Source organism: Gemmobacter aquatilis (assembly GCF_900110025.1).
In the GTDB taxonomy this organism is placed as follows: Bacteria; Pseudomonadota; Alphaproteobacteria; order Rhodobacterales; family Rhodobacteraceae; genus Gemmobacter; species Gemmobacter aquatilis.
In genome coordinates this window covers 285880-298327 of sequence record NZ_FOCE01000004.1, presented here as the reverse complement: position 1 = coordinate 298327, position 12448 = coordinate 285880, and the positions used below count along the sequence as shown (strand labels likewise).

11 protein-coding genes are annotated in these 12448 nt (G+C 65.8%); 5 read left to right on the top strand and 6 right to left on the bottom strand.

The window, feature by feature from the left end:
• Window positions 1-80 precede the first annotated feature (80 nt).
• The 5 genes from BMX43_RS09870 (at window position 81) to BMX43_RS09850 (ending at window position 5371) form a co-directional block, all read left to right on the top strand.
• Window positions 81-1010 carry a class I fructose-bisphosphate aldolase gene (locus BMX43_RS09870; RefSeq protein WP_091300824.1) on the top strand — a complete coding sequence of 310 codons (930 nt, stop codon included), beginning with the start codon at window positions 81-83 and terminating at the stop codon, window positions 1008-1010.
• Between the two features lie 148 nt (window positions 1011-1158).
• Window positions 1159-1455, top strand: coding sequence for an FtsB family cell division protein (locus BMX43_RS09865; RefSeq protein WP_091300822.1), 297 nt, complete (start codon window positions 1159-1161; stop codon window positions 1453-1455).
• 213 nt (window positions 1456-1668) lie between these two features.
• Window positions 1669-2658, top strand: a complete 990-nt coding sequence (gene pdhA / locus BMX43_RS09860; RefSeq protein WP_091300821.1) for a pyruvate dehydrogenase (acetyl-transferring) E1 component subunit alpha — start codon at window positions 1669-1671, stop codon at window positions 2656-2658.
• A gap of 14 nt (window positions 2659-2672) precedes the next feature.
• Entirely contained in the window at window positions 2673-4043 is a 1371-nt protein-coding gene (locus BMX43_RS09855; protein ID WP_091300819.1) for a pyruvate dehydrogenase complex E1 component subunit beta, read from the top strand.
• An 8-nt stretch (window positions 4044-4051) separates the two neighbouring features.
• On the top strand, window positions 4052-5371 hold the full coding sequence (locus BMX43_RS09850) for a pyruvate dehydrogenase complex dihydrolipoamide acetyltransferase (protein ID WP_091300817.1): 1320 nt from the start codon (window positions 4052-4054) through the stop codon (window positions 5369-5371).
• A gap of 62 nt (window positions 5372-5433) precedes the next feature.
• Here the strand turns inward: BMX43_RS09850 and cysE are convergent, their stop codons facing one another.
• The 6 genes from cysE to BMX43_RS09820 all read right to left on the bottom strand — a co-directional run bounded on the left by cysE (window position 5434) and on the right by BMX43_RS09820 (window position 12448).
• On the bottom strand, window positions 5434-6243 hold the full coding sequence (gene cysE / locus BMX43_RS09845) for a serine O-acetyltransferase (protein WP_091300815.1): 810 nt from the start codon (window positions 6241-6243) through the stop codon (window positions 5434-5436).
• Window positions 6244-6306: 63 nt separating this feature from the next.
• Entirely contained in the window at window positions 6307-6597 is a 291-nt protein-coding gene (locus tag BMX43_RS09840) for a DUF7742 family protein (RefSeq protein WP_139201558.1), read from the bottom strand.
• A gap of 6 nt (window positions 6598-6603) precedes the next feature.
• A complete protein-coding gene (locus tag BMX43_RS09835; RefSeq protein ID WP_091300811.1) occupies window positions 6604-10491 on the bottom strand; it encodes a baseplate multidomain protein megatron in 3888 nt (1295 codons plus the stop codon).
• Window positions 10492-10932, bottom strand: a complete 441-nt coding sequence (locus tag BMX43_RS09830) for a C40 family peptidase (protein ID WP_091300810.1) — start codon at window positions 10930-10932, stop codon at window positions 10492-10494.
• Window positions 10929-11816 carry a DUF2163 domain-containing protein gene (locus tag BMX43_RS09825; RefSeq protein ID WP_091300808.1) on the bottom strand — a complete coding sequence of 296 codons (888 nt, stop codon included), beginning with the start codon at window positions 11814-11816 and terminating at the stop codon, window positions 10929-10931. Before BMX43_RS09825 ends, BMX43_RS09830 begins: the two co-directional genes overlap by 4 nt.
• Window positions 11816-12448, bottom strand: coding sequence for a DUF2460 domain-containing protein (locus tag BMX43_RS09820; RefSeq protein ID WP_091300806.1), 633 nt, complete (start codon window positions 12446-12448; stop codon window positions 11816-11818). The genes BMX43_RS09825 and BMX43_RS09820 overlap by 1 nt, the downstream gene beginning before the upstream one ends.

The window sequence follows — 12448 nt, the reverse complement described above, 5'->3', positions numbered from 1 at the left end:
TTGCGCGGCGCCCGCCCCGGTTCTAGTGGCAGGCCAGAGGCCGTTCGGCCGAAGCAGCGCAATCGAGAGGAGCATCCGACATGCGGGCCACCAAGCAGGTGCAGAAGATCCTGAGCAACTACGAAGGCGAAAATGCCGGCGTGAAGGGCAACCTTTGCCGGATGCTGATGGAAGGCAAGCTCGGCGGCACCGGCAAGATGATCATCCTGCCGGTCGATCAGGGGTTCGAACACGGCCCGGCGCGCAGCTTTGCGCCGAACCCGGCGGGCTATGACCCCCACTACCACTATCAACTGGCCATCGACGCAGGCCTGAGCGCCTATGCTGCCCCGCTGGGGCCGCTGGAAGCGGGCGCCGACACCTTCGCCGGCCAGATCCCGACGATCCTGAAGGTGAACTCGGCCAATTCGCTGATGTCGGATACGGCAGGCAAGAATCAGGCGATCACCGCTTCGGTGGATGATGCGCTGCGTCTGGGCTGCGCGGCCATCGGCTTTACCATCTATCCGGGGTCGGATTGCGCGCTCGACATGTTCGAAGAGATCGTGGAAATGCGCAAAGAGGCAGCGGCCAAAGGCATCGCCTCGGTCGTCTGGTCCTATCCGCGCGGCGAAGCGGTGACCAAGGACGGCGAAACCGCCATCGACGTGGCCGCCTATGCCGCCCATATCGCGGCGCTGCTGGGCGCCCATATCATCAAGATCAAGCTTTCGACCGATCACCTGATGCTGCCGGAAGCAAAGAAGGTCTACGAGAAAGAGCAGATCGACATCTCGACCATGGCCGCCCGCGTGAAGCATTGCGTGCAGTCGTCGTTCAACGGGCGCCGGATCATCGTGTTCTCGGGCGGGGCAGCCAAGGGCGCCGATGCGGTCTATGACGATGCGCGCGCCATTCTGGCAGGCGGCGGCAACGGCTCGATCATCGGGCGCAACAGCTTCCAGCGGTCGCGCGAAGACGCGCTGGCCATGCTGCAAAAGCTGGTGGACATCTACAAGGGCAAGGCCTGATCGCCTTTCCTGCGCGGATTACGGGCCGCCCTTCGGGGCGGCCTTTTTCTTGATCGCATTTTCCTGATTCCCTTGGCGATTCGGCTATGCCATACTGGCCAGACCGTCCCCGCTGAAGAGGGATGGACGAGGCAAAGACCAAGAGACCATGAGCAGCACACGCCCCAATATCGGCAGCCTGATGATTTTCGGCCTGGCCTTCGCGCTGGGCAGCTATTTCACCTTTGCCGCCGTGCAGGGCGATTACGGGCTGTTCCGTCGCATCCAGATCAATGCCGAGGCCGAGGCGCTGCGCGCCGAGCGGGATCGGCTACAGATCGAACTGGCGGAATTGCAGAACCGCACCTTGCGCCTGTCGGATGGCTATCTGGACCTTGACCTGCTGGACGAACAGGTGCGCGACGTGCTGGGCTATATCCGCGCCGACGAGATCGTCATCCGCTGACCGCCGGGCGGACCGGGGCGCGGCCCGCCGCTGATCGGGCTTGAACCGATGGCGCCCTGTGGTGGCCCCAGCATATTTCTGTCAGGTTGAGGGGGAAACGCCGGGCGGCAACGCTGCGGTGCGGCGAGGGATTTGCTTGCGCGACCTTATTTTTCCGTTATGATGCAGATAGTTTAATATTGAACTACTTTGCCAAATCGGGAGGGAAGCCGCATGGCCACCAAGAAGGCACCGGAGAGACCGAATGTCTCGAAAGAGGAACTTCTCAAGTTTTACCGGGAAATGCTGCTGATCCGTCGGTTCGAGGAAAAGGCGGGCCAACTTTACGGCATGGGCCTGATCGGCGGCTTCTGCCACCTGTATATCGGGCAGGAAGCCGTGGTCGTGGGGCTGGAGGCCGCGACGAAAGAGGGTGACAAGCGCATCACCTCGTATCGTGACCACGGGCATATGCTGGCCTGCGGCATGGACCCGAAGGGCGTGATGGCCGAACTGACCGGCCGCATCGGCGGCTATTCCAAGGGTAAAGGCGGCTCCATGCACATGTTCTCGAAGGAGCGCCATTTCTACGGCGGCCACGGGATCGTGGGCGCACAGGTGCCGCTGGGCGCGGGTCTGGCCTTTGCCGACAAGTATCTGGGCAATGACAATGTGACCTTCGCCTATTTCGGCGATGGGGCGGCGAACCAGGGGCAGGTTTACGAGACCTACAACATGGCCGAGCTGTGGAACCTGCCGGTGATCTTCGTGATCGAGAACAACCAGTATGCCATGGGCACCAGCGTCAAGCGTTCGACCAAATCCCCCTCGCTGTGGGAACGCGGCGCCGCCTACGGCATCAAGGGCGAAGCGGTGGATGGCATGGATGTGCTGGCGGTGAAGGCCGCCGCCGAAAAGGCCGTGGCCACCTGCCGCGCGGGCGAAGGCCCCTATATCCTTGAAATGATGACCTATCGCTATCGCGGCCATTCGATGTCGGACCCGGCGAAATACCGCACCCGCGAAGAGGTCGAGAAGATGAAATCCGAAAAGGATGCCATCGAACATGTCCGCGACCTGCTGCTGCAGGGCGGGCTGGCCTCGGACGAAGAGCTGAAGGCGATCGACAAGGACATCAAGGCCATCGTGAACGAGGCCGCGGAATTCTCGAAAGAAAGCCCGGAGCCGCCTGTCGAAGAGCTCTGGACCGATATTTACGCCTGAGGGGGAAAACACGAATGGCAACCCAAGTTCTGATGCCCGCGCTTTCTCCGACCATGGAAGAAGGCACGCTGGCCAAATGGCTGGTGAAAGAGGGCGACGTGGTGAAATCCGGCCAGATCCTGGCCGAGATCGAAACCGACAAGGCAACGATGGAATTCGAGGCGGTCGATGAGGGGATCATCGGCAAGCTGCTGGTCGCGGAAGGCACTGCGGGCGTGAAGGTCAACACGCCGATTGCCGTGCTGGTGGAAGAGGGCGAAAGCGCCGATGCCCCGGCCCCTGCAGCCGTAGCTGCGGCCCCCGCCCCGGTGGCGGCGGCCCCTGTGGCGGCCCCGGCTGCGGTGGCGAAAGCCCCGGTCGAAGTCGTGTCCAAAGCCTCGGCCGACTGGCCGGAAGGCACGCCGATGAAGCAGATGACCGTGCGCGAAGCGCTGCGCGAAGCCATGGCGGAAGAGATGCGGGCCAACCCCGGCGTCTTCCTGATGGGCGAGGAAGTGGGCGAATATCAGGGCGCCTACAAGATCAGCCAGGGCCTGCTGGACGAATTCGGGCCCAAGCGCGTGATCGACACGCCGATCACCGAACACGGCTTTGCCGGTCTGGCCGTCGGCGCCTCGTGGGGCGGGCTGAACCCGATTGTGGAGTTCATGACCTTCAACTTCGCCATGCAGGCGATTGACCATCTGATCAACTCGGCAGCGAAGACCAACTATATGTCGGGCGGCCAGATGGGCGCGCCGATCGTGTTCCGGGGTGCCAATGGCGCCGCCGCCCGCGTGGGCGCGCAGCACAGCCACGATTACGCCGCCTGGTATGCCCAGGTGCCCGGCCTGAAAGTCGTGATGCCCTATTCGGCGGCGGATGCGAAGGGTCTGCTGAAACAGGCAATCCGTGACCCGAACCCGGTTGTGTTCCTTGAAAACGAAATCCTCTACGGGCGCTCGTTCGAAGTGCCAGTGCTGGAAGATTTCACCATCCCCTTCGGCAAGGCCCGCATCTGGCGGGAAGGCAGCGATGTCACCATCGTCTCCTTCGGCATCGGCATGACCTATGCGCTGGAAGCGGCGGATATTCTGGCCAAGGACGGCATCAGCGCCGAGGTGATCGACCTGCGCACCCTGCGCCCGATTGATTACGACACGGTTCTGGCCTCGGTGATGAAGACCAATCGCTGCATCACGGTGGAAGAGGGCTTCCCGGTCTGCTCCATCGGCAACCACATCTCGGCCACGATCATGCAGCGCGCCTTCGACTATCTGGATGCGCCGGTGATCAACTGCGCGGGCAAGGATGTGCCGATGCCCTATGCGGCCAATCTTGAAAAGCTCGCGCTGCTGACGACCGCCGAAGTGGTCGAAGCGGTCAAATCCGTCTGCTATCGCTGAGGTGTGACATGGCAATTCAAATCCTGATGCCCGCGCTCTCGCCCACGATGGAAGAGGGCACGCTGGCGAAATGGCTCGTGAAAGAAGGGGATGCGGTCAAATCCGGCCAGATCCTCGCCGAGATCGAGACCGACAAGGCCACGATGGAGTTCGAGGCCGTTGATGAAGGCGTGATCGGCAAGATCCTGATCGCCGAAGGCACGGCGGGGGTGAAGGTCAACGCTCCCATCGCCGTGCTGCTGGAAGACGGTGAAAGCGCCGATGCCGCCGTAGCGGCCCCGGTTGCGGCAGCGGCCCCGGTCGCAGCCCCTGCTGCGGCGGCACCCGCTGCAGTAGCAGCCCCTGCCCCGGCAGCGCCGGTAGCTGCGGGCGGCGCCCGCGTCTTCGCCTCGCCGCTGGCCCGTCGCATCGCGGCGGAAAAAGGGCTGGATCTGACGCAGGTCAAGGGATCGGGCCCGCATGGGCGGATCGTGAAGGCGGATGTCGAAGGCGCGGTTGCGGCCCCGGCCCCCGCCCCGGTGGCAGCGGTTGCTTCTACGCCGGTCGCAGCCGCCCCGGCCCCGGCGGCGAAGTCGGCGGCGGGCGCAATGCCCACCGGCCCGTCCACCGAAACCGTGCTGAAGATGTATGCCGACCGCGCCTATGAAGAAGTGCCGCTGGACGGGATGCGCCGCACCATTGCGGCCCGTCTGACCGAGGCGAAACAGACCATCCCGCATTTCTACCTGCGCCGCGACGTGCAGCTGGATACGCTGATGGCCTTCCGCGAGCAGCTCAACAAATCGCTCGAAGGGCGGGGCGTGAAGCTGTCGGTCAACGACTTCATCATCAAGGCCTGCGCGCTGGCGCTGCAAAAGGTTCCGGCGGCCAATGCCGTCTGGGCCGGTGACCGGATGCTGAAGCTGAAGCCTTCGGATGTGGCGGTGGCCGTGGCGATTGACGGCGGGCTGTTCACCCCGGTGCTGCGCGATGCCGACAAGAAATCGCTCTCGGCCCTGTCGGCCGAGATGAAAGATCTCGCCACCCGCGCGAAAACCAAGAAGCTGGCGCCGCATGAATATCAGGGCGGCAGCTTTGCGATTTCGAACCTCGGGATGATGGGGATCGAGAACTTTGATGCGGTCATCAACCCGCCGCATGGCTCGATTCTGGCCGTGGGCGCGGGCGTGAAGAAGCCGGTGGTGAACAAGGCGGGCGAGATCGTCGTGGCCACGATGATGAGCATGACGCTTTCGGTGGATCACCGGGTGATCGACGGCGCGCTGGGGGCAGAGTTCCTCAAGGCGATCATCGAGAACCTTGAAAACCCGATGATGATGCTGGCCTGAGCCACACCTGCACAACGAAAAAGGCCCGGAGTTCCCTCCGGGCCTTTTTCATGTCTGGCGGCTCAGTTGCAGCCTTTGATCACCTGATCCATCATCACCGCGGGCTGCGGACAGCCCGCTTCCCCGACCACCTTCGCCGGAACCCCGGCCACGGTGGTGCAAGGCGGCACGTCCTGCAACACCACCGATCCCGCCGCGATGCGCGAGCAGTTGCCGATATGGATATTGCCCAGCACCTTGGCCCCCGCCCCGATCAGCACGCCATTGCCGATCTTCGGATGCCGGTCGCCATCTTCCTTGCCGGTGCCGCCCAGCGTCACCGAATGCAGCATCGACACATTGTCACCCACCACGGCAGTTTCGCCGATCACGATGGAATGGGCATGGTCGATCATCAGCCCCTTGCCGATCTTCGCCGCCGGGTGAATATCCACCCCGAACACCTCGGACACGCGCATCTGCACGAAATAGGCCAGATCAATGCGCCCCTGCGTCCAGAGCCAATGCCCCACGCGGTAGGCCTGCACCGCCTGATAGCCCTTGAAGAACAGAATCGGCTGCAGATAGCGGTGGCAGGCCGGATCACGGTCAAACACCGCCATCAGATCGGCCCGCGCCGCCTGCCCCAGTTCGGGGTCGCTGGCATAGGCCTCATCGGCGATTTCGCGCAGGATCTGTTCACTCATCTCGCCCGAGGCGAGTTTCAGCGAAAACCGATAGGCCAGCGCACGTTCCATCGTCGGATGGTGCAGCAGGCTGGAATGGACGAGCCCGCCCAGCAGCGGCTCCACCGCAATCGCCGCCACGGCCTCTTCGCAGACCCGCGACCATACAGGGTCAAACTGGCTCAGCTTGTGCTTGATTTCGGGCATATCCGCACTCCGTTCGCAGGGTCTTGGAGAACATTATCGCAGATTGGCCCGAACTGCGCCAGTTCAAGAATGGTTGAAGTGATCCCGCTCCTGCAAGGCGGCGATCACCTCGGCCAGGGCCGCCCGCAACGGCCCGCCCCAAGGCGGAACGGGATCAGTCTGGATCGCCATGGCCCGCGCCATCAAACTGCCATTGCCCCAGAGCCGATGCGGCCTGCCAAACCGCTTGGCGTAAAGATGCGCGGCATGGGTCTCGGCCAGCAGTCGCCGCAGAACCGGGCGGCGGTCGCAGGCGGGCAGCGGCGCGATCAGCCGCGCCGCCGCCATCAGATCGCCGATCAACACTCGCCGCATGGCGGATCACAGCGCAATGCTTGCCGCAGCCGCAGGCCCCGGCCCGAAACTGGCCGAGATCTGCGCCACCGTGACGGTGATTTCGCCCCCCGCCCCATCTGCACCCTGCATCGCGGCGGTATAGGTCCAGCCGGGGGTCTCAACCACAGCCTCGCGCAGCAGCATCACCCCAGACAGCACGCGCAGCACATAGCGCTCGCGCTCCTCGCCCAGCGGCACATCGACCGATTCCCAACTGTCGCCATCAATCCGCGTGCGCCGCAGCCAACTGGCCTGCACCGCGCCCCCCTGCATCAGCAGCCGCAGATGCACCGGGGCATAGGGCCGCAAGCCAACGCCTGAAAAGGTCTTCACCGCATGGCTGACCAACTGGTCATCATAGCTGCGGCTGGCCCGCCCCACCCGGAAATGCCGCGCCAACCCGCGCGCCGACAAGGGCAGCGTCAGTTGCTGGGGCGCCCCATCCAGCAACACGACCTGTGATCCGATGGGCCATTCGGCAGGCATCACCCCATCGGTGCCAAGCTGGCCGCGCAACCGCAACGACAGCTCATAGGTCGCGGGGCCGACCAGCACCGCCTCGCAGAACTGGAAGACCTCCCAATCGCCTGCGGCGGGATTGCCGATCGCCATGGCATTGGCGCCGTTCAGCACCGCCACTTCGCTGGCCGAGGCGAGTTGCCCGCTGCCCAGCTTCACCCGCAGCGCCGGGCCGCGATCCCAGCGCCCCATCGGCGCCGCCGCCAGCACCGTCTGCGTGCGCCCCAGCGTGGCAGGCGCCTGCACCGTCCGGTTCAGCGTATAGCCCGCATCCTCCGGCGCCGACCAGACCGCCACCGGCCCCGGCCAAGGCCGCGCCGCCACCGCGACATGCGGCGCATGGGGCACCTCGTCGCCCGTGATCAGCGGCAGGTCCAGAAACACCGGATAGACCGGCAGTTCCGCCGCCACCTCGGGCATGCCCACCCGGTCTTCCGCGTAATCCGACGGCTGGAATACCCCGGCTTCGGTGCGCACCGCGTCGATCAGGCGCAGATCGCCCTGCTCCACCCGGTCGATCCGATAGCGGTTCCCGGCATAGCCCAGCACATCCCCCGCCCCCAGATGCGCCAGCGATTGCGGCAGCGCCAACCGCGCCGTATCGCGCCCGACCCGTGCTTCGGCCAGCCAGCGTTCGGCCACCGCCACGCCCTCGGCCCCGGTCAGCACCAGCGCCAGATCGGATTGCGACACGCCCGGCTCGGCATCACCGGGAAACTGCGCCTCGGCCTGACGCAGCGCGAAATCACCCTCCGCCTCGATATGGCCCACCAGCACCCGGCCCACGGTTTCCGCCTCGGGGGCGCGGCGCGTCTCGATCCGCCCTTCCAGATCGGCAGACAGCGCCAGATCGTCATCGTTGATCTGCTGCGTCACCCGCCCGTCGCGCATGCGGAACTGCAAGACCCCCTCACGCTCCACCGCGTCGAACCCATAGGCCAGCATCAGCGGCTGCAAGGCCGCCCGCGCCGTGCCCAGATCGGCCAGGTCATAGCCGCGCACCACGCCACGCAGATCCGCCACCGAAAACGCCGAAAGCCCGGCCCGCGCGCAGATCTCGGCCACCACCGCCGCCAGAACCTGCCCGCTCACCCGCCCGTTCAGCCAATGGCCCCGCGCGTAATTGTCACCATCGCTCCACAACCCCGTGCGGTTGGGAAAGGTGGGGAAGGGCCGCGCATCCCAGGCCCAGACATGGGCGCGGGCCATGTCGATCATACGCCCGTCATACAGCGCGGCCTGCGGATTCCTCGCCGGGTCGCCCCAATAGTCGCGCATCGCCCGCAGGTATTGCATCTGCATCAGATCATCGCGCCGCCCGCTGGAAAAGCGCGGCAGCACGGATTCCGAGGATTTCGGGTCGAGAAACTTGTTGGGCTCGTTCGCCCCCTTGTCGATCGCCGCACAACCATATTCGGTGAAGCGGATCGGTTTCGACCCCGGCACCCAATCCGTCGGCACCGCGCTGCGCACCCCATCAATCCGCTCGTGATGCGCCGCGCCCCACCAGCTTCGGATGTCCTTGTAGCGAAACACCCAAGGCTCACCATGCGCCCCGTCGGTGATCGGCACGCGCCGCTGCGCCGCAACCGCGTCGGCACTGTCGTAATACCAGGCAAACCCCTCGCCGCCCTCGATGTTGGACTGCAGATAGCCAAGGTCATAAATGCTGCCCCAGCCCGCATCCGCATGATCCTCGCCCTCGCGCCAATCGGCCAGCGGCATGTAATTGTCGATCCCCACGAAATCGACATCGGGGTCGGCCCAAAGCGGGTCGAGGTGGAAATACACATTCCCATCCACATGATAGCCGAAATATTCCGACCAGTCGGCGGCATAGCTGATCTGGGTGCCCGCCCCCAGAATGGCCCGCACCTCGCCCGCCAACTGCCGCAGCGCCGCCACCGTCGGAAAGCTGTCGCCCGCCCCCCGGATCTGGGTCAGCCCGCGCATTTCCGACCCGATGCAGAAAGCCTCCACCCCGCCCGCCGCCGCACACAGATGCGCGTAATGCAGGATGAAGCGGCGATAGCGCCACTCCGCCGGGCCGGAATAGGTCACCTGCTCGCCATCCAGCGCAAAATCCCCCGGTGCCGCCGTGCCAAAAAACGCCGCAACCTCGGCCTCTGCCGCCGCCGTGCGGTCGCTGCTGCCCGACCGGCCCGGCGCCTGATCCAGCGTGATCCGCCCGCGCCAGGGCAGAACCGGCTGATCCGCCGCCCCCGTCCAGGGGTCCGCCAATCCGTTGTCCGCCAACTGCTCCATCAGAAGGAAGGGATAGAACATCACCTCCTTGCCGCGCTGCTTCAGCGCGCGGATCGCCTCGATCACCGCGCCATCCGCCGGGGTGCCGCCGTAAACCTGCCGCCCGTCCACCCGCGCCACCTCTGCCGCAGCCTCGCGCGCGATGCCGCCTGCGCGCCAATCCATCCCCTTGGCCTCAAGCTGCGCCTGTTCCACCTTCGGCTGCACCAGACAAGTGCCGCAGCGCAGATCGCTGCCGAACCACGAAACCACCAGCGACACCGCCCCCACCTGCGGCAGTTCGACCTCCAACTGGTCCATCGACGTGTCGAAATCGCTTCTGCCAGAGGATGAATTGGCATTGGCCGACAGCACCGCCGCATCGCCATCGGCATAATGCACCTTGGTCGTCGCCAGCGCATATTCCCCCGTCCCCGGAATCAACGCCACCGCGCGCACCGCCTCCGACAGGCTGGTCAGCCCGTGCCCCCCCTGCGCCGGGCGCACCACCTCGAACGAAAGCTGCGGCACCCGGTTGCCGAAAGCCCCCAGATCCAGATCCTCGATCACCACATAGGCGATGCCACGATAGGCGGGCGCCAGCCCCGCCCCCTCCACCGCCTCGATCTTCGGGTCGGGCAGTTGATCCTCGGCCCCGCTATAGATGCGCAGGTTCAGATCGGCGGGGCGAATCTCCACCCCATCCGCCCAGATCCGCCCGATGCCGTTGATGACCCCGGCACACAGCGCCAAAGCAAGGCTGACCGAATAGGTATAGCTGGTGGTTTTCGGGCGCGAGGCCCCCTTGCCGCCGCCGGTCTTGCTGGCGGTTTCCTGAAACCGCGTGGCCCAGATCACCTGCCCCGCCACCCGCGCGCGGCCAAACACCTGCGCCACCGCCGCCCCTTCCGAGGCGCCCATCAGCCGGAACCGCTCCACCCGGCCCATCTCCACCGCCTCCGACCCGGCGCCCAGCAGCCGCTGGTCGATCACCCGGCCCAGCGTGGCCCCCGCGGCCCGCCCCAGCACCGCGCCCGAAAGCCCCAGCACCGTGCCGCCAAACCCCGACCCAAGCGCCGCCCCGGCGGCAGAAAGCAGTAGCGTCGCCATTCACAGCGCTCCTTCAGGAAATGCAAATCGCGCCACGATGCGGCGCGCCCAAGGGGCGGACAGCGGGCTTTCGATCACCCCATGCCCGGTATAGGCATGGATGAAAGACGCCTGCGCGCCGGTCCGCCCCGCGATACCCAGATGCTTGGCCACCGCGCCATCCCGCATGCGGAACAGCAGCACATCGCCCGGCGCCGCTGCCTCCAGCGGCTTGGCCACCAGCCAGCGCAGCGCGGCGGCCAGCAGTACCTCCTGCCGGGCGGGTTCGTCCCAGTCCTGCGTATAGGCAGGCACGGCTTCCGGCTCCGGCCCGATCACCACCCGCCAGATGCCGCGCAACAGGCCCAGACAATCGCTGCCCGCCCCCTTGACCGAACATTGATGCAGATAGGGCGTGCCGATCCAGCCCCGCGCCTCTGCCACGATCCGCGCGCCGCTCATCCCTTCAGGCTCCCGCCATCATTGACCGTGCCCGAAGACGGGAAAGACGCCAGCCAATCCTCGCCCGGAATATGCGGAAAGCCCCGGAAATTCAGGAAATTGTTGAACTTCGCGCGACAGGTCACCGCCCGCTTGTCGCAGCCCGCCTCCAGCCGCAACAGATCGCCGGGGGCGACATCCGCGCCCAACCGCTCCCACAACTCCACCTCGCGCCCGCCGTTCGCCAGCCGCCGGTCGCGCTTCACCAGCCCCAGCAACCCCGCCGCCGCCCCGCTTTGCACCAACAACCGCCCGCGCTCGAACCAGCGATCCTCGAACCCGCCCGCCGCCGCAAAGCGGAACACCTGCCGCCCCGCCACATCCTCGGCCGCGCGCTCCATCACATAGCCCGGCGTCTCCAGATCGAAACCGCAGCCCGCATCGCCCAGAAGCGCGCCACAATTGCGATGATACACCCGCCCCTGCACCTGATTGAGCACCTCGGCCAGCCCGCGCAATTCCGCCTCGAACGCGCCGCCCGCCCAGGTGATCTCGCCCAGAGATCCCCGGAACTGCATCACCCGCTGGCCCACATCGGCCCAATTGACCAGCCAGGCCGTCACCTCGGCCCCGTCATAGCGGCCCGCCAGAATATCCGCCTCGCGGATCGCGGCATCAGACAGCGCGCCCATCGCCTGACTGTTGTCCACCGAAAGCCCGGTCGATTGCTGCAAGGCCCGCGCCGTCATCCCGGTGTCCGCCTTGAAGGTGATCCCGTCGAAACTGAACCCCCGGTCATGGTCGGTGAACCCCAGCACCACCCCATCGCTGCGCCGCACCGCCCAGGCGCGGCACACCGTTGTCGTCCCCGTCGCCAGATGCGCGTAAAGCTCGGCACTGCCCATCAGACCCGCACCTCCACCACCGGCACCGTCGGCACATCGCCCGCCTGAAACGACGCGACCGAGGTCTGGATGCGATCCGTGTCAAACCGCACCGGCACATCGAATTCGAAACCCGCCGAAACCACCGTGCCGGTGTCGGGCGGCGTGGAAAACGTCACCACCCCCGTCGCCGGATCGACGGTGAACTCCAGCCCCTCCACCTTGTCATCCCGCGCGATGGCCACTTTCACGCTGCCCGCCACCGGCTTGACGATGGGCCGCACATACTCCGCCCCGCCTGAACGATAGGTTTTCACCAGCCCGAAACTGACGGTCTTTCCATCCCCCGTGCCGATGATCTGATCCACCGCCGTCACGGTTTTCGACGCCGGGCAGGATTTGAAATCCGACCAGTCCTTCCAGCGGAACCCGTAAACCTGCCCGCGCCGCGCCTCGAAAAACGCGATCAACCGCTCCACATCATCCAGCGACCGCAGCCCCACGCCCGCGTCATAGCGGCGGCGCGAATGGTCCCAGGGCGTGTTGCGCTCCTCGAACCCGTTGGCCAGCGTCACGATTTCCGTGCGCCGCTCCGGCCCGCCGACCGAGCCAAAGCTCAGATTGGCGGGAAAGCGAATTTCGTGAAATCCCAT